Origin of the sequence: Marispirochaeta aestuarii (assembly GCF_002087085.1) — a bacterium.
Classification (GTDB): Bacteria; Spirochaetota; Spirochaetia; order JC444; family Marispirochaetaceae; genus Marispirochaeta; species Marispirochaeta aestuarii.
Window position 1 is genome coordinate 295365 of sequence record NZ_MWQY01000002.1, and the last position, 17846, is coordinate 313210.

Consider the following 17846-nt stretch of genomic DNA (forward strand, 5'->3'; position numbering starts at 1 on the left):
CGGGCAGAATCTACTCAGTAGTACCCGCCTGTTCAGATTGTATGGCATCCAGTCGAATACATGCAACCATATGCCCCTTTCCTTTATCCACCAGTTCAGGTACACGCTTTTTGCACTCCTCCGCCGCAAATCTGCAGCGCGTGTGAAATCGGCACCCGGAAGGCGGATCTATTGCATTTGAGACATCTCCTTTCAGAATAATCCTCTTTCTGCTTCGCTCGATGTCGGGGTCAGCTTCCGGGACTGCAGAAAGCAGGGCCGTGGTGTAGGGATGCAATGGATTATCGAAAATCTCCTTCTTGTCAGCGATCTCCATGAGTTTACCCAGATACATAACCGCGACACGATCGCTTATATGCCGTACAACCGCCAGGTCATGGGCAATAAACAGGTAGGTAAGATTATATTTTTCCTGAATGTCCATCAGCAGATTTATTATCTGGGCCTGAATGGACACATCGAGAGCAGAAATCGGCTCATCGCATACAATAAACTCAGGATCACTGGCCAGAGCCCTGGCTATACAGATACGCTGTCGCTGCCCCCCGGAAAACTCGTGGGGATAGCGGTTGGCGACATTCGGACTCAGACCCACATCCCGGATCAGCTGAGCGACTTTTGGCTGGATTTCCTTCTCTGAGCAGATCTTGTGTACCCGCATGGGTTCTGCCAGGGCTTCACCGATAGTCATACGAGGATTCAAGGTGGAATAAGGGTCCTGAAAGACGATCTGCACGTTCTTACGTACGCTCCGGAGTTCCTTTTCCTTGAGTTTGGATAGATCGACTCCGTCATATTCAACTGTTCCGGAGGTAGGCCGATACAGCTGCAGCAGGGTAAAGCCGGTTGTAGATTTCCCGCAGCCCGACTCACCCACCAGTCCGAGGGTTTCTCCCCGGTAAATATCGAAGGAAACTCCATCTATGGCATGCACGATTGCCGATTTTTCACCAAAGGCACCGATTTTGACTGGAAACTCTTTTACCAGGTTTTTAACCCGCATTATCGGCTGTCGGCTTTCTGTTTCAGCCATTACCGCACCTCCCCGGTTTTAATATCAACCCAGCAGGCAATCCTGTGCCGCGATCCCGACTCCGCCCCGGGGATTATTTCCAGAGGCGGAACCTGTTTCGCGCAGATCTCCTTTTTGAAGGAACAGCGTGGCGCAAAAGGACAGCCCGTCGGTTTTACAAAAAGATTCGGAGGAGCTCCGCCTATGGAAGGCAGTCGGCTGCCCGCTTCAGTCTTGAGGCTGGGTATTGATTTCAGGAGTCCCAGGGTGTATGGATGCCGGGGGTCCTTGTAAATATCATCGAGCTTTGCCTCTTCTACAACGAAACCTGAATACATGACCATTATCCGGTCAACCATTCCGGCAAGGAGGCTGAGGTCATGGGTAATCCAGATAATGGATGTATTCATCTTCTCCCGCAGATCCTTGACCAGCTCTACGATCTGGGCCTGTATGGTTACATCCAGTGCCGTCGTTGGTTCATCGGCGATAACCAGGGATGGTTCCCCCAAAAGCGCCATGGCGATCATAACGCGCTGCCGCATACCGCCGGAAAGCTGATGCGGGTACTCGTAGAGGCGATGCTCGGCGTTGGAAATACCAACCAGTTCAAGGTATTTTGCCGCTCGTTGCATAGCCTCGGTTTTTTTAATACTTTTATGATACATAAGACCTTCGCAAAGCTGTTTTCCGATTTTCATAAAGGGATTCAGCGATGTCATGGGATCCTGAAAAATCATCCCCACCTTCGAACCCCGTATTCTGTTCATTTCCGTTGTATTTGCCTTGCTGATATCTTTTCCGTCCAGAACGACACGACCGTTCGTAATTTCTGCGGACGGGGGGAGCAGTTTAATAAGGCTCATCATGGATACACTCTTGCCGCATCCGGACTCACCGACCACCCCCAGCATCTCTCCCTTATCAAGGGTAAAAGAGACACCGTTTACTGCATACACAAAACCGTTTCTGGCTTTAAATCGTGTCTGCAGGTTCTCAACTTCCAGCAGTTTAGCCACTGGTATCCCCCTTTCTCTGTCTGATCATTCTGTTACTTCCATTGCCGCGGGTTCAGGGCGTCATTCAATCCATCCCCAAGAAAACTGAATGCAATAATTACGACAGCCAGTACAATGGCGGGAGCAGCCAGAATGTGGGGATATAACTGCCATACCCGCAGTCCATCGGAAATCATGTTTCCCCAGCTTGGTATGGGAGGGCGGACACCTACACCGAGGAAGCTGAAGGAGGATTCGAAGACCATGGCCTCTCCCAGTGAGGCACTCACAAACACGATAATCGGTCCAAGGGCATTGGGTACCACGTACTTGCGCACGAGCTTTGAGGTAGGAACACCGAGGGCCCTGGCGGCCAGAACGTAATTCTTGTTTCGGATAGACAGAACCTGCCCCCGTATTATACGAGCAGCCTTGGGCCATTTGATAAGTGCGAGAGAACCGAACACCAGGACAAAATCGGCCCAGATGGTCTGACGGAAGAATTCGTTTCCCGTCAGAAGAAACTGTGCATCCATCCAGTTTACCAGCCGCGGCTTAAGGGACACGTTGATTACAATAACCAGCAGCAACGAAGGGATCGACATGGTAACGTCGATAAGCCAGCTTATGAAGGAATCAACCTTCCCGCCGAAATACCCGGCAATTGATCCCATAATCAATCCGATAATCAGACTCAATATGGTCGTTGAAAAAGCCACGATTACTGCAGTACGAGCACCGTAAATAACCCGACTCAATATATCCCTGCCAAGATCATCGGTACCAAACCAGTGCTGCCACGAAGGAGCCTGATTCCTGGCCTGAAGGTCCTGGGACAGAAAATCGTAGGGTGTAATATACGGACCGAAGAGTGCAATGAAAAACAGAAGAAAAACGATGGCGAGACCGATTATTGCAAGTTTATTGGCAACAAGGCGATCAAAAGCATCTTTCAGAAGGTTGTACTGTTTTTCTTCCTGCTCAAGCACAAGAGCTTTATCTTCCATTACTCATCTCCTGTTTTTTTGGCGGCAGCCCTGGGATCAAGCAGAGGATAGGCTATATCCACCAGCAGATTCGAAGCCATGACTACGGCGGAAAAAATAAAGACAATAGCCAGGATCACCGGATAGTCCGAGGATTTTATTGCAGTTTCTGTCAAACGGCCCAGACCGGGAAGTCCGAATACCTTTTCAATAAGAATGGAGTTGTTCAGGGTCGCAATTACCAGGAGCCCGATCTGGCTAACCACGGGGGTCATTACCGGGCGAAGTATATGACGAAAAACCACGATATGCCGCGGAAGGCCCTTGGCCCTGGCGGTGCGAACGTAATCTTCACTCAGGACTTCCAGTACCCCCGCCCGCGCCTGTCGGATAATCAGGGCCATGGGATTGAGTCCCAGTACAAGGAGCGGCACAATAACCTGTGGACTGAAGAGCCCCTCCCAGCCGTAGGGTACATCCATTCCCATAACCAGAACGAGAAAAACAATCAGAAGAGGACCGGCGACAAAGACCGGCACCCCCCAGACCATAAGAGCGAACCCGACGATTATGTTATCCACCAGTTTATTTTGGTTCAGAGCTGCAATAACTCCGAGAAGTATTCCTATTAATGATAGAAGAAAGATCGCCGACAGTCCTATCTGAAAGGTTACCGGAACAGCGGCCTTGAGCATCGAGTTTACCGAACGGCCGGAAACCAGGGAGTTTCCGAAATTTCCGTGTAGAATATTCCAGACATAACCACCGAACTGTACCAGGAAGGGTCGATTAAGGCCGGCGGATTCACGTATGGCTTCAACGCGAGCTTCATCGTAGGCGACATCTCCGGGGGCACGAAGAAAAATCAGTTTAATCGGGTCCCCGGCGCCGAAAAAAACAAGGGCGTAAATAAGCAAAAGTATAAACAGCACCGATGGAATCCAGCGGAGCAGCCTATTCAATATATAGCGTCCCATTTCAGTTCCTTATACGGGGTTTAATAAAGCACCGGGCTGCCAGGGCAACCCGGTACCATACGGAGCCTGTTACGGCTTCATTGACTCGTCAATACTCACATTCCAGGGCTCGATAACCTGCCAGTCATCGTTCTTGTCGAAGTTCATAACCCAGGGCATGGCCCATTTGGACATGACATCATAGTAATAGGGAATGTAGTTCCATTCGTCCCGGAAGATCCGCTGAGCTTCCCGGGCAAGTTCGATTCTTGCGGGATCTTTAACTCCCTTTCCGGATGCCTCTTCCAGAAGAGAATCAATTTTGGGATTTTTGTATCCCCCCATCTTGACGGTTGCATTTCCCGAACCGGAATAAATAGAACCCATCAGATAGGAAACGGCATCGGGAACACGGGTCCCGACATCGTCACGAAAGATCTGTACACTTTTCTGGTCGGGACCGGAGTAGGTCTCGATGGCGGGTTTCATTTCCACGCCCTGAATACCGAGGATGCTTCTCCACTGTTCGGCTATGTACTGCGCTGCCGCTTCATGAGTGGGAGTACTAATTCCTACAAACATGATTTTTGGCAGTTTTGCAGCACTGCCGTATTTGGATGCGGCAAGAGCAGCTTTGGCAGCCTCCGGATCAAAGGGATACTCGGGATAATCAGGATCTACACCGGGAACCTTGTTCAGGATCTGGGTAGCCGGGGTAAAAGGTCCGTCCGGGAAGGCTGCAAGGGCAAGCTCTTCCTTGTTGACCGACATGATCAGTGCCTTGCGCACGTTGATGTCGTCCATGGGAGGCTTATGCGCATCCAGCCAGAACTGCTGGCCCTTGGCAAGAGGAGGTCCGCCAAGAAAGCCGGGGCCAAGATCCTGGATAATCGTGGGAGTAATCAGCTCGGTGTGGGCATCCATTTCTCCGCGTTTCAGCATAAGGGTAGCCGTACTTGCGTCGGAAACGGTTTTAATTACGATCTTGTCGAGCTTCGGTGCAGGACCAAAGAAGTTGGGATTCGGAACCATCACAATAATTCCCTGATCAAGATCCATGGATTCCGGCATGAAGGGACCGGATACAACTACTCCGTTGTCCGGATGCCACCATTCAGATTTTTCCCGACCGGAAGCATCCTCAGCCTGGGAAATCTTTACCGGAGGAATCAGGGCTGTCGAGATCTTCTGATCGAAAATAGGATCGGGAGAAGACAGTGTAACCACAATGGTCTTGGCATCTTTAACAGCAAGCCCGGTCATGTCGTCAGCTTTGCCAAGCTTTACGTCGTCAAAGCCCTTGACCCCGCTGAGAAAGAGGTCAATTCGGGCATGCTTGGTATCCGGACGGGCACACAGGTTCCAGGTTCCCACAACATCTTCCACGGTTATGGCTGAGCCGTCGGAGAAGACCGCATCGGGATTCATTTTCAGTGTCCAGGTTTTGTACGAGGAATCCGACTCTGCGCTGGAAAGAACATAGGGGGTGATATTCCCGTCCTTGTCGAAGTACATGGGGGCTGCCCACCAGAGGGACTGCCAGCGGGCGGAGTGTCCTCCTCCCTGCAGGGGCGACCAGTTCTGCTGCAGCACCGGATGGGCAATATTCAGGACCTGCCCTGCTTCTTCAGCAGCGGCATCTCCCTGTCCGCCTGCAAATACAAGACCCGTCAGTGCGAGTCCGAACAAAAGGATCAAGATACATCTTTTCATCTTTGTTCTCCTTATTGGATATTTTTAAGCATGCCAGGCACGCTCAAGACCAAAATTGTCAATAACCTCGTTCAATGCCGCATCTACTTCAGTCGATGGAACAAGGGATGGCAGCCGGTTGTTTCCAACCTCCCTGTCAAGCAGGTAGAGGATACGCTTGACCATGGCGGGGGGATATCCCGGAGCATAGAGGGCTTCCCTGAACCGGTTGACCCTTTCCTGGGCGGCATCGGCCGCTTCGGCGTCGCCCGATTCAAAGCTGTCCGCCACATTACGGATCCAGGATGGAATCACATTCGCCAGACCGGATACACATCCGGAAGCACCCTTCCGCAGTCCATAGAGGATAAGTGAATCGGTTCCGGCGTAGAGTTCAAATCCCGGGTTTTCCGCCACTACCTGGGCCAGAGCATCCAGGCGTTCCTTTTTTCCGCTGGAATCCTTGACTCCCTTTACGTTCGGATGTTTTGCCAGTCGGGCGACGGTGTCCACATCTATCGAGTTTCCCGTCCGCGCAGGGATCTCGTAAATGAACACGGGAACCGGAAGGGAATCAGCTATCCGCGAGTAATGACGGTAGAGCCCTTCCTGGGTACAGGAGATGAAATATGGGGTAATGGCGGCGACGGCCTCAACCCCGATCCGGGCAAACTCCCTGGCCAGGAGAATTGTTTCGTGGGTTGACGGGCAGCCCGCATTCGCAATCAGCCGGTTTTTCCCCTGCGTAACGGCAGCACAGGATTCCACGACTTTTACCTTTTCATCGAAAGTAAGGCTGGAAAAATCTCCGTTGGTGCCGCAGGCGAATATGTCGTTTCCGGCTGCTATCTGCCGGCGGGCCTCATCCCTGATCTTTTCGAAATTGACGGATTCGTCTTCCCGGAAGGCCGTAACCAGGGCTACAAAGGTCGAAATACTCATTAACTGTTCTCCTTTAACGTATACTCTCATAGAGTGCTTCAATATCTTTAATGCTCATCTCTTTCGGATTATTGTTTAAAAGACGTTTGACCTGAAAAGCCGCTTCCGATAGTTCGGGGATTTTATCCGGTTTTATGCCGAACTCGGCCATACTGGAGGGGATTTTAATCTCCCGCATCATTTTACGAAGATGCTCGATATATCTGTCCACTGTAGAGGAAGGATCAGCACCTGGTTCAATGCCGACTGTCCCGGCAACCTTCAGAAGCTTGTCCCGGACCGCGGTCTTGTTGAACTCGATGACCGGTACCAGCAGAATGGCATTGGAAACACCATGGGGAATCCGGTAGCGGCCGCCCAGGGGGTAGGACAGAGCGTGGACGGCGGTCGTTCCGGAAGAGGCAATGGCCATTCCTCCATAGAAAGATCCCAGCAGCATATCCGCCCGGGCCTGCATATTATCACCGTTCCTGCAGGCTTCACGGATCGCTCCGTCGATAAGGCGAATCCCCTCCAGCGCGACCATGTCGCTGTGGGGATTGGCTTTGTTGGAGATATAGCACTCAAGAACATGGCAATAGGCATCAACACCGGTCGATGCAGTAAGTGCAGGAGGAAGGGTTCTGGTCACGGCGGGATCGAGCACCACATAATCCGGCATGAAGAAGGGACTGACCACCCCTACCTTGAGCTGTTTTTCCTTTAAAGCGACAATCGCATTGGGTGTCGATTCCGATCCGGTGCCGGCTGTTGTTGGAACCATAACACAAGGCAGCCCCGCCCCGGGAGCACCGGACTCCATAAGGGTAGCGACGGTACCTCCCCACTTCAGCAGAATCGAAAGAAACTTGGCGGTATCCAGTACGCTGCCGCCGCCCAGACCGACGATACAGCAGATATTCCTGCTGCCCAGGGATGAGGCCAGGGTCTCGATATCTTCGGAATATGGCTCCGGAGGAACCGAGTCGGCAAGTTCGGTCCTGAAACCTGCATCTGCAATACTCTTTGCAAGGGATGAGGGAATACCGGTTTTGCCGAAACCGGAATCCGTCAAGACAAGAACTGTTCCGCTTTTTTCGGGATTCAATATGGAAAGAAGGATTTCCGGAACGCGTTTGAGTTCACCCTCCCCAAAGAATACGTTTTTTGGAGCTGAAAAAGAAAAGCCTTTCACGCTGCTTTACCTCACTCTTAGTTAAACTCTGCACTTTTCAGTCAAAGGGACTATATACACACATAGTGCAGGTTTAGTGCCAAGTATCCATAATCCCTGAACCCGGATTACCCGATTGATCATATATTTTACATGATGTGCAATGGAGATATATAAAATCTTTCAAGAAAATAAGTTACGTAGACATACATTCAGCAATGAGGATTGTTGCAGGGGAGGAATTGTAAAGCCGGAAAACGATCTTCAGTGATGAAACATGTAATTGGTGAGGATTTATCTATTAGCGGTGATATTCTCTACAGCTTTTACAGCATCATTCTAAAAAACCCCTTGAATGAACTGGTATACATTCAAGGGGCGGCTGTATGCTGATCAGGTTTGCAGCCTACTCGGGCAAAACGGCAATCTCGCGCTTCAGGGTTGCCCGGATGTTAAGGGTAACGGTAACCGCTGTAATGGCAAGAAAAACAAGTGCTATTGGCCGTGAGAAGAGAGAAAAAGCATCCATGGCAAACAGCTGAGACGATTTTCTAAGATTCATCTCGAACATGGGCCCGAGTATGAAACCGAGGATCATTGGCGTCAACGGAACCCCGGCCTTGATAAGACCGTACCCGACAAGCCCGAACAGGAGGACACCCCAGACGTCGAAAATACTGTTACTGTCGCCGATGGCACCGACACAACAAAGAATCACTATCAGAGGAAACAGGTACTGCTTGGGAATTTTCAGGATCCGTATAAATACCCTCATTCCCCCGAACTCGAGAATAAGCATGGCTACGGCAGCTATGACCATCGCGACAAAAATGCCATATACCACCGGTCCGTTCCTGTCGAAAATGAGCGGTCCCGGTGCGATATCATGAACCATGAGACCGCCGAGCAGCATGGCAGTAACTGCATCACCGGGAATTCCCAGGGACAACAGTGGAATCATGGCACCCCCAATACTCGCATTATTCGCCGATTCCGATGCCACAACACCATCCATTATACCAGTACCGAACTTGTCCGAATGTTTGGAGCTGTTTTTCGCGACCGTGTACGAAATCATACAGGCCGGACCACCGCCGATCCCGGGCAGAATCCCGATACCAACGCCGATCAGGGCTGAACGTATCGTGTTGAACCACTGGGAGAAGAATTCCTTCAAGGAAAAACCGAATCCTCTGATTTTGAAATCCTCATTTACTTCCGCTTCGTTATTGTTACGTACCTGTTCTGCATATTTTACCACTTCGGTTATTGCAAAGAGACCGATCAGAAAAACCAGCAGCTTGAATCCCGCAGTCAGGTTAACAGATCCGAAGGTAAAACGGGCTCTGGAGTCTATCGGCGATAGCCCTATAGTGGCGAACATGCAGCCGAGAATGGCGCTGATAAGACCTTTTACAATATCATCACCCGTTAATGCTATTACAAGGGAAAGGGAGAAGATTGCCAGCGCACAATATTCATATGCTCCGAATTTCAGTGCAAAACTCGCAACCTTCGGGGCCATAAACACCAGAATCCCGATTCCGATCAGGGTGCCGAAGAAGGAAAAAACAATTCCTGTACCAAGGGCTTTGCCGGCCATACCATTCTTCGCCATGGGTGCCCCGTCAAAGCAGGTCGCAACAGACGAAGGTGTACCCGGAATATTGAGCAGAATAGCCGAGATAAGGCCTCCCGAAATACCGCCTATATACAGGGCCACAAGGGTTGAAATTCCCTGTATGGGGGTCATCGTATAGGTCATGGGAAGAAACATCACTATCGACATCGTGGCAGTAAGTCCCGGAACAGATCCGAAAACAATACCCACCCCGACTCCGGAAAAAATCAATAACAGGATAAACGGATTGAAGGCGACGTTCGTCAATCCTTCTATAAACGCAGAATACATTTGACGTCTCCTCCTTTAGAATCCGAGAATGCCCCTGGGCAGAAGAACAGATAACAATCTTACAAAGAGAAAATCGATCACCACAGAAGAAACGATCGCAATAATCGCTGCGGTCCTGTAATTCCTCTTACCTGGAGGTGTAAGTAATACTGATAAAAAGAAGATAAAAAGAATCGACATTATCGTGAAACCGACATATCCCAATAAAGCGGTATATACCCCTAGACCGACAAAGGTCAGAATCACTTCGTAATTTCGGTTATAGAAATCTCTTAAGGTCAGTTTTTCTGTTGAAATATCCATGCCCTCTTTTATAGCAATCCTCCTGCCCCTGAACCCTCGCAATAAGAGACTGAGGCTCAACGCCAGAAGACAGATACCCCAAAATCTCGGAATGAATGTGGCATCCAGAGGAGTGGCCCCCAATCCAAGAAAAGGCACGATATCAAAAGAAAAATACAGATAGAGTACAGAAAAAATGGACAAGGAACTGCCTGCCACAATGTTGGTTCGATAGGTCAAAACCTTCCTCCTTATGGATTTGAACTCACATAAAACCCGTACCGGTTCTCCAGGGCATCTCCAAAAACTACTCTTTTTCCCATTTTCAGGGTCGTCAAGATTTCCCGCGGTCCTCAACTCATGTTATCACAAGAATTTGCGGTCCTTACAAAATCTTTCTTTCCTGACTATGAAAAAACTACCACGTTCTTAGAGCTTCCCTCTATTTAAACGAACTCCAGGAGATTCCCTTCGTTATCGAATTTCATTTTCCTGGCATTTTCCACTATTTCTACCCCTTCAGTCTCCATAGCTTCCTGCTGCATCGCTTCAGATATATAGAGTTCGTCAAGACTCAGGGTATTTTTAATAAGGACGATTCTTACCGTCTTCTTTTCAATATTTGTACATGTTTTTATTGCCGCTTTAATAGCCAGTTCATCATCTTCCATTACCATCGCTATTTTTCCCGGCGTAATAACGGTGGATGTAAGCATATTCGGATAAAGGGCAGTAAAATCGATCTTGTTAAACAGTCGCAGGGTAGTTACATCGGCCATCCCCACTCCCATTGCATTTCCATGGGATTTATCGGAGACATCGAGAACAACGGTCTTCTGCTTATAAATACCACCCGACCCATAGGGGGTTGCCCAGGTCCCGGTAACATTCGGATCCATACCACTCCCGGAAAAATTCTTCCCGATCTGGGTTACAACAAGTACATCCGTTTCGGGAAAAAGGATTCTTGGCATCCGCTTTTTGGCATACTCCAAAAGAGGAGGTTCCTTTTCCGCGATCTCCTCCCCTTTGATAACTTCAATACGGCAGGTCTGATCATAAGCGTTCTCAATGACACCGACACCGAAAACTACATTATTATTATTCATTATGACGCGGGCAAACTCCGGGATTCTTTCCTTGAAGGCGCCGAATCCCGCGGCATGAAGGGAATCCGCTCCCTTCTGTTTGCCAAGTCCGATGCCGAGCATCTTAAATAGTCCGGACTCATAGGGACCGCGAAATGCCGTGTGGGCTTTTATGCGTCCCACCACAACGATTGAATCAGACTCAGCTGTAAATTTATCGAAATATACAGGCAAACCATCCGGGGTGTAACCGGTAACGACGGTATCCATTGAGGAGTGAATCGGACAGGCGCAGAATTCTTCTGTAATACCGTAGTCTTCCAGGATCTCTTTCTGTCCCTCTGCCGAAGAACCTCCATGACTGCCCATGGCAGGAACAATGTACGGATGGGCCCCACAGCTTGTAATAAATGCAGCCAGCTCCCGGAGAATCACGTTCATGTTCGCAATTTCACGACTGCTCCCGGTCAGGACCACCCTGTCACCCTGTCGTATCCTTGCACTCAGGGACTGTTCTTTGAGTTGAGTTCTGATTGTTCCAGGAATATCCTCAACTCTGCTTCCGTCGAAGTGCTGCCGAACCTTTATCACTCCCGGTATTGGTACATCTTTGAGAAGATGTCGTATATTTGTCTGTTTCTTTATCTCCATAATTCCTGCTCAGCTCCGTGCATATAATTAACCCGAAAAGCCTTAAGGCTTTTCGGGTTTTAACCTGTATTTTCAGTTATCGCAGGTATTTGGAGAATTTCATGAAATGTTCACGCTGCTTCATCAGCTCCGCAATGGTGTCATCTACACTCAGAGCCCAGGGATCCTGCAGGTTGAATTTTCGACACTCTGCAGCGTATTCAGGGTCATTGTTGACAACATCCAGAATCGCTGCGTTCATCTGTTCAACGATCTCCCTGGGAGTTCCTTTAGGAGCAAGACACACATACATGGTGTCCATAACAAGATCAGGAACACCGGTCTTGCTGGCCGAAGGAACATTCTTGAGCAGTGAGGGAGAATCGCTCAGCAATGTAGCAAGGGTTCTGATCTGCCCTGATTCTATATACTGTTTCGCCGTCGCATAGGGAACGATAGTCGCATCAACATGTTTTCCCAGAAGAGCAGTCATCCGGGATGCACCGTCACCCTGATCCATGACCGCAAACTCCGCACCTGACTGAGCCAGTATGACCGAAGCGATATAAACACCACCGCCGGTGGATATTCCAAAGCGGATAGTATTCGGATTGGCTTTTGAAGCTTTTACCAGATCGTCAATGGACTGGTAGGGAGAATCGGCGGGAACGATAATGTTTTCGCCGGACTGCTTGCCGTAAATAGCGACCGGTTCAAAGGCATCCCATCCGAAAGAAGAAAGCCCGGTAGCCTCATTACCCATCACAGCCGTCGTATTGGTCATGATAAAGGTATATCCATCGGGTTTGGCATTCCGGTACTGTTCCATGGCGATATTACCGTTGCTTCCGGTAACGTTGGTGGGAACAAGGGAAACCCCAAGTTTCTTTTCCACAAACCGGCTGATCAGACGACCGTTATAATCCGTATCTCCACCGGCACCATGGGTACCGATAATGGTGATATTCTGCTTTGGCCATTCAGCGGCCCCACTGCCTGCACTTTCCGATTTCCCTTCGGAAAAAACTGAAACTGTAAACAATAATACAAGCGCAGCTACAAGAAATTTTTTCATGTAACCCCTCCTTAATAAATTATCCGATCCAGGACCGGATTGCGTAACATTGTCAAACACCCTTCCATTTCGGGTGCTCATAGACCTCCGGGTTGCATACATGAGGCCATTTTTCTCCCTCAATAACCGCGAGGGTTCCCTGTACAGCCATGGTGACAACGGCGCTTGTCGTCTCCCTGGTCTGAGCCGCCATATGCGGACTGACGATGAGGTTGCTCAGCTTCATTAAGGGGTGCTCAGCTTTCATGGGTTCATCGGCCAGCACGTCCACCGCCGCTCCGGCTATACTTTCGTTCTTCAGGGCTTCAAAGAGTGCCGTTTCATCGACTATATCGCCCCGTGCACAGTTTATGAGAAATGCACTCTTCTTCATTGCAGCGAGGATTTGACTATTGATCATGTTACGGGTTTCCGGCATGGACGGCATATGGAGGCTCACGTAATCCCCAGCCTCAACAGCCTGTTGCAGGTCCCCTGCATAGGTGTATCCCAGAGCTTCCACGTCTTTTCGGTCGAGGAAGGGATCGTAGGCGCATACTTTCATGCCCACACCGGCGCAGAGCTGCGCGACGGTCCTGCCGATATTTCCCAGGCCTATTACACTGACTGTTTTTCCCAGCAGTTCGACGGCGGCATACTTGTTGCGAATGCCGAAATTCCCTTTTCTCGTCTCGACATCGCTTTCCACAATATTTTTTGATATGCCGAAGATCAGGGCCAGAGTATGCTCGGCAACTGCCCGGGCATTGGCGGCGGGACAGATCACAACCGGAATACCCCGCTCCGTGGCGGCCTGAACATCAACATTATCAACACCCACACCCGGACGGGTTATTACCTTGAGCTTTTCACAGGCATCAATAGCCTTACGATCGATCTTCCCAATTCGCAGAATGAAACCGTCGGCTTTTTTTAAATCCTCGATAATGATGTCACTGTCTCCATTATTCGGAATTATAAGATCTGCCTTACCGTTGATGGCATCCATCCCCGGTTTGTACAAGGGATGCGAGATCAGGACAGTAATCATATCTTTACACCATCCTCACGCCCATCTCGATGGCCTGCAGCATGCTCTCAGGATTTGCCCGGCCTTCGCCGGCCTTTCCGAAGGCGGTACCGTGGTCCACGGAGGAGCGGATAATCGGCAGCCCCAGGGTAATGTTGACCCCGGACATGGAGAGCCAGGTATTGGTGTTACGGTCGTAGTTGAATCCCGCCAGCTTGGTGGGGATATGCCCCTGGTCGTGATACTGAACAACCACTATGTCGTACTGCCCGCCCTTCATTTTGGAAAAGACCGTATCCGGAGGGATCGGTCCTTCCACCGTCATGCCTTCGGCAACAGCCTGCTCGATGGCGGGAATAATCTCATCGATCTCTTCCCGGCCGAACATGCCGTTTTCACCGGCGTGGGGATTCAGACCTGCCACGGCAATTCTGGGCTGTTCGATGCCCAGCCGCTTCAGGGCCTCGTCCGCCAGCTTGATAACCCGGTAAACCCGTTCCTTTTTGCAGCGGTTTATTGCCTCCTGCAGGGATACGTGGGTGGAGACATGGACAACCCGGAAGTCCCCTTCGGCGAGCATCATGGCGTAATCCCTGGTCCCGGTAAGACGGGCGTAGATCTCAGTGTGTCCGGCTTCCTTGATACCGGCGGAGTTAATGGCCTCCTTGTTTATGGGGCCGGTGATAGTCGCATCAACTTCTTTTGCAAGGGCGAGCTGGATAACCTTCTCGATATATTCATAGCTGGCCTTTCCGGTCATGGCGGAAACGGTTTTATATTTCAGCCTGCTCATGTCTATATTCTGCATATCGAGCACGTCTATGGTTCCGAATTCGTACCTGCCCTCCGCCGGAGACGAAACGGCCCTGGTTTTCAGGGAAAGCCCGGAAAACTCAATGGCCGCTTCCATGACTTTCAGATCACAGACTGCCAGGGGCCTGCAGATATCGTATACGTGCTTTTCATTCAAGGCCTTGGCGGTAATCTCCGGTCCGATACCCGCCGGATCGCCAACGCTGATTCCTAAAATTGGTCTCTTCTCAGTTTTCATGGTCTGTTCCTTCTAGAAATATTCATTTACGTTCCGGCTGCTGTTCCTGTCTGCCGGTAACGATTTTACACACCTGTGTCATTGCATTTTTCCTGCCGAAACCGCCGGCCTTTGAAATAAGGTAGACCGGCTTATCGGCATAGGGGGTATCAAACCTTCCAATGGGGATGCCGGGCAGGATTTCGTCGAGTAATTCCACACCCTTGACTTTCAGTGACTCACTGACTCCGGCGGCAGTATTGCCCCCGGTAATAAATACTGCTTCAATCTGGCGCTGCATAAAGATACGGGCAACCAGCCTTCCCAGGAAACTGGAAACCCGCTCTCCCAGCTCCTTCTCATTTATACCCAGTTCCGCTGCATATGCGATGTCGTTCTTGTATTCACAGTCACCATCGAAGGTTTTGATCAGCACCGGAACATCCTTCCTCGACTGAGAATCCTCATGCAGAAGACGGGACAGTTCCTTTTCTTCGTCGTTAAGCAGGTTCTGCATGGCGACACAAAGGGATACAGGATCGATACTTTTTTCAAGTTCCGCCACCTGGGTTCTGGTAGTTTCCGTTACACTCCCTGCAACAAACAGCAGCTTCCCCTCATCGATAACGGGGAACTCCGGAGAGGACCCTTCCCCTGCGTCGGTGAGGGCTTCTGCAAGACCGGAGGCACCGGCAAACAGAACCGACTCATCTTCCCGGGCTGAAGCAAGGATCCGGAGGTCCTCCAGTGTTTCTGCATCGGCGACGATGGCCCGTGCGCCCTCCTGTCTCAGCTCTTTGAATCGTGTTAGAAAGGCATCCGAACCTTTGCGTATCGTTTCAAGATCGATATGCCCAACGCTGTTGCGAAACCACCGTTCAAGAAGTCCCGGGACAAATGCAGACGCAACAGGAGTGAAAGGATCGATCTGGTGTCCGTTCTCACCGATGGGCACCCCGTTTACCAGACAGTTGCCTGCCACAACAGTACGCCCGTTCTTGGGAGCCGAAGGGGCCACAAGGGCGCAATCAAAATCTCCGGCATCCATGACGGCGGCAATCTCTTCGGGAACATTTCCGCGAATGGTTGAATCGATTTTTTTGAAAAACTGCCGTACACCAAGTCTTCTGCAGGTTTCGACTACACTCCGCACCTTGTCATAGGAATCACTGGGAAGCATGAACCTGGATTCGGTACTGACGACAAGTACGTTATATAATTCAAGATCAACACCGGAATCCCAGTTCTGGAGGGCGAGAAACGGCGTATATCCGTTCTTTCTGAACTGTACGGCAGAATCGCCGGCTCCGGTAAAATCATCAGCTATTATGCAAAGTTTTAAACCCATACTTGGAAGTATTAAGCAATGAACGTGCCAAGGTCACAGGTTTTTCATTTTCATTTTTCCATTTTCTCCCCGTTATCCGTAACGGAGACAAAGCATCGTCCATACTCGTATCTAAGTCTTTACACTGATGTACTTTAAGAAATTCCCCGAAACTGAAGGGCCGCACACCCGACGAAAAGTGTCTGAACCGGGATTATAGACTTTTGCGGAAAACATCCGCTGGTGATGATTATATCACCACCAGCGGAGTAAAATATCCACATTGGGACTATCTAATATGGAGCAGATATTTATTTACGATAATTACCAGCAGTGCAATAATGAGCCACACAAGAACAGATAACAGTATTGATGAACGATAGCTGTACCGGTTAAGAAAACAGTAAAAGGATATGAGAAAACCAAGGGTTGTCGGAAAGGATACGATACTGAACAGGGCAATATTCTGCAGCTGCCGGGGAGAAGCACTTCTGCCTATGAAGAAAAATCCTATAACCGTCACTATTGGAAACAGGACCAGCAGGCCGGAGAGGTGGGGAAGCTTCGACTTTGAAACAAGGGAAACAAGAACGATGAGGCTTCCTCCCACAGTAAACCTGATCAGCATCTCCATCCACATACCATACCCCGGATTTACAGACTGAGAATACGGTGCTGTATATAGTCCCGCAGATATGAGTAGCTGATATGTATTCGACCGTCCCGCCCCTGAATGACGGAGGGATAGGAGTAATCACCGATAAAGGAACCTTTATGATCGTGCTCCGAACGCAGATTCGGATCCGATTCGACGACCAGCTCCTTTTTCCAGTTGAGTCCCAGATCATCGGAACTCGATATTACCAGCGGATTCCGCGGGACTCCCCATACGGCGCTCTTTTCAGTAATCCGGCACTGCCTGAGAAAATCCTCCTTATCCTGTATCCAGGGAGGAATTGAGCTTTCGCTTTTTCGTCCCCGGGCGGAATTCTCGTTATAGATAATCAGGATTCGATCATCCGACAGCAACCGTGCCTGAATTGAGGCATTGTTGTTGGGAAGTTCGGTAGCTTCAGGTTTGGACCAGCTCAATCCATCGTCATCGGAAACACTGCGGTAGATTCTGTCCGATCTTCTGCTTCTGTAGAAAGCCGCCCTGCAATTTGACAGAATATTCATGTGAACACAGCCGTTGCTTTCAGGAACTTCGATGGTTTCCCAGCTTGAACCGCCGTCCCGGGAGACCATGACCAGACTAGTATCATCCCCGAAGGCGTTTTTTATATTGCTGTGCCAGATTGGTACAAGAATATATCCCCTGGAGTTGACAACAGGAGTCTGCCTGATGAAGGTACCTTCCCCTGTAAAGAGGTCTTCGATTCCTTCCCAGGTTTTTCCACCGTCCCTGGAGCGACGACGCCGGACAATGGCCGTTCCCTGGTCCGTTTTCAATTGGGCGGTATAGAGAAGCCACAGCTCTTTCCCTGGGCTTGTAAAAATAACCGGATTCTGTTCCGACCGTGTGGGATCATCAGACATCTTCTCCGCCGGACTCCAGGTTTCACTGGAAGAATCGAAACGGGAAAGATAGATGCTTACGTCGGAGGATCCTTCCATACTGCCGCCGAACCAGGTGCACAGCAGATTTCCGTCCTCAAGCTCCAGCAGATTGGAGGCATGATTGCTTGTACAGGGTGTGGGTATTTTATGTGAACTGATAATCTTCATCTTTCTATCCTGTTTAATCTCAAGAA

16 protein-coding genes are annotated in these 17846 nt (G+C 50.0%); all 16 read right to left on the reverse strand.

The window, feature by feature from the left end; all coding sequences use genetic code 11:
* Positions 1-10: 10 nt before the first annotated feature.
* The 16 genes from B4O97_RS02845 to B4O97_RS02920 all read right to left on the reverse strand — a co-directional run bounded on the left by B4O97_RS02845 (position 11) and on the right by B4O97_RS02920 (position 17820).
* Positions 11-1033: an ABC transporter ATP-binding protein gene (locus B4O97_RS02845; protein WP_083048118.1), complete on the reverse strand. Its 1023-nt coding sequence runs from the start codon at positions 1031-1033 to the stop codon at positions 11-13.
* On the reverse strand, positions 1033-2031 hold the full coding sequence (locus B4O97_RS02850) for an ABC transporter ATP-binding protein (protein ID WP_096348833.1): 999 nt from the start codon (positions 2029-2031) through the stop codon (positions 1033-1035). Before B4O97_RS02850 ends, B4O97_RS02845 begins: the two co-directional genes overlap by 1 nt.
* A 32-nt stretch (positions 2032-2063) precedes the next feature.
* Positions 2064-3017: an ABC transporter permease gene (locus B4O97_RS02855; protein WP_083048120.1), complete on the reverse strand. Its 954-nt coding sequence runs from the start codon at positions 3015-3017 to the stop codon at positions 2064-2066.
* Positions 3017-3973 (reverse strand): ABC transporter permease, encoded by a 957-nt coding sequence (locus B4O97_RS02860; RefSeq protein ID WP_083048122.1) that lies wholly within the window; start codon positions 3971-3973, stop codon positions 3017-3019. Before B4O97_RS02860 ends, B4O97_RS02855 begins: the two co-directional genes overlap by 1 nt.
* A gap of 69 nt (positions 3974-4042) precedes the next feature.
* Positions 4043-5665, reverse strand: coding sequence for an ABC transporter substrate-binding protein (locus B4O97_RS02865; RefSeq protein WP_083048124.1), 1623 nt, complete (start codon positions 5663-5665; stop codon positions 4043-4045).
* A 24-nt stretch (positions 5666-5689) separates the two neighbouring features.
* Complete coding sequence (locus B4O97_RS02870; protein WP_083048126.1) at positions 5690-6586, reverse strand: dihydrodipicolinate synthase family protein; 897 nt, start codon at positions 6584-6586, stop codon at positions 5690-5692.
* A gap of 13 nt (positions 6587-6599) precedes the next feature.
* Positions 6600-7760 (reverse strand): iron-containing alcohol dehydrogenase, encoded by a 1161-nt coding sequence (locus tag B4O97_RS02875; protein WP_083048128.1) that lies wholly within the window; start codon positions 7758-7760, stop codon positions 6600-6602.
* Positions 7761-8145: 385 nt separating this feature from the next.
* Positions 8146-9651: a tripartite tricarboxylate transporter permease gene (locus B4O97_RS02880; protein ID WP_083048130.1), complete on the reverse strand. Its 1506-nt coding sequence runs from the start codon at positions 9649-9651 to the stop codon at positions 8146-8148.
* A 15-nt stretch (positions 9652-9666) separates the two neighbouring features.
* Entirely contained in the window at positions 9667-10173 is a 507-nt protein-coding gene (locus B4O97_RS02885) for a tripartite tricarboxylate transporter TctB family protein (RefSeq protein ID WP_158084121.1), read from the reverse strand.
* A gap of 206 nt (positions 10174-10379) precedes the next feature.
* Complete coding sequence (locus tag B4O97_RS02890; RefSeq protein ID WP_083048133.1) at positions 10380-11672, reverse strand: nickel pincer cofactor-dependent isomerase, group 22; 1293 nt, start codon at positions 11670-11672, stop codon at positions 10380-10382.
* 76 nt (positions 11673-11748) lie between these two features.
* Positions 11749-12726, reverse strand: a complete 978-nt coding sequence (locus B4O97_RS02895; protein WP_083048134.1) for a Bug family tripartite tricarboxylate transporter substrate binding protein — start codon at positions 12724-12726, stop codon at positions 11749-11751.
* 52 nt (positions 12727-12778) lie between these two features.
* On the reverse strand, positions 12779-13756 hold the full coding sequence (locus B4O97_RS02900) for a hydroxyacid dehydrogenase (protein WP_083048136.1): 978 nt from the start codon (positions 13754-13756) through the stop codon (positions 12779-12781).
* A 4-nt stretch (positions 13757-13760) separates the two neighbouring features.
* A complete protein-coding gene (gene pdxA, locus B4O97_RS02905; protein WP_083048137.1) occupies positions 13761-14786 on the reverse strand; it encodes a 4-hydroxythreonine-4-phosphate dehydrogenase PdxA in 1026 nt (341 codons plus the stop codon).
* A gap of 22 nt (positions 14787-14808) precedes the next feature.
* Positions 14809-16113 (reverse strand): four-carbon acid sugar kinase family protein, encoded by a 1305-nt coding sequence (locus B4O97_RS02910; protein ID WP_083048139.1) that lies wholly within the window; start codon positions 16111-16113, stop codon positions 14809-14811.
* A 268-nt stretch (positions 16114-16381) separates the two neighbouring features.
* Entirely contained in the window at positions 16382-16732 is a 351-nt protein-coding gene (locus B4O97_RS02915; RefSeq protein WP_083048141.1) for a GlpM family protein, read from the reverse strand.
* Positions 16733-16746: 14 nt separating this feature from the next.
* Positions 16747-17820, reverse strand: coding sequence for a sialidase family protein (locus tag B4O97_RS02920; protein WP_158084122.1), 1074 nt, complete (start codon positions 17818-17820; stop codon positions 16747-16749).
* Between the last annotated feature and the right edge of the window lie 26 nt (positions 17821-17846).

Excerpts from the sequence above, each read along its gene's own strand:
- B4O97_RS02845 (WP_083048118.1), bottom strand. The coding sequence starts at position 1,033 with ATGGCTGAAACAGAAAGCCGACAGCCGATAATGCGGGTTAAAAACCTG.
- B4O97_RS02855 (WP_083048120.1), bottom strand. The coding sequence starts at position 3,017 with ATGGAAGATAAAGCTCTTGTGCTTGAGCAGGAAGAAAAACAGTACAAC.
- B4O97_RS02860 (WP_083048122.1), bottom strand. The coding sequence starts at position 3,973 with ATGGGACGCTATATATTGAATAGGCTGCTCCGCTGGATTCCATCGGTG.
- B4O97_RS02865 (WP_083048124.1), bottom strand. The coding sequence starts at position 5,665 with ATGAAAAGATGTATCTTGATCCTTTTGTTCGGACTCGCACTGACGGGT.
- B4O97_RS02870 (WP_083048126.1), bottom strand. The coding sequence starts at position 6,586 with ATGAGTATTTCGACCTTTGTAGCCCTGGTTACGGCCTTCCGGGAAGAC.
- B4O97_RS02880 (WP_083048130.1), bottom strand. The coding sequence starts at position 9,651 with ATGTATTCTGCGTTTATAGAAGGATTGACGAACGTCGCCTTCAATCCG.
- B4O97_RS02890 (WP_083048133.1), bottom strand. The coding sequence starts at position 11,672 with ATGGAGATAAAGAAACAGACAAATATACGACATCTTCTCAAAGATGTA.
- B4O97_RS02895 (WP_083048134.1), bottom strand. The coding sequence starts at position 12,726 with ATGAAAAAATTTCTTGTAGCTGCGCTTGTATTATTGTTTACAGTTTCA.
- B4O97_RS02900 (WP_083048136.1), bottom strand. The coding sequence starts at position 13,756 with ATGATTACTGTCCTGATCTCGCATCCCTTGTACAAACCGGGGATGGAT.
- pdxA (WP_083048137.1), bottom strand. The coding sequence starts at position 14,786 with ATGAAAACTGAGAAGAGACCAATTTTAGGAATCAGCGTTGGCGATCCG.
- B4O97_RS02910 (WP_083048139.1), bottom strand. The coding sequence starts at position 16,113 with ATGGGTTTAAAACTTTGCATAATAGCTGATGATTTTACCGGAGCCGGC.
- B4O97_RS02915 (WP_083048141.1), bottom strand. The coding sequence starts at position 16,732 with ATGTGGATGGAGATGCTGATCAGGTTTACTGTGGGAGGAAGCCTCATC.
- B4O97_RS02920 (WP_158084122.1), bottom strand. The coding sequence starts at position 17,820 with ATGAAGATTATCAGTTCACATAAAATACCCACACCCTGTACAAGCAAT.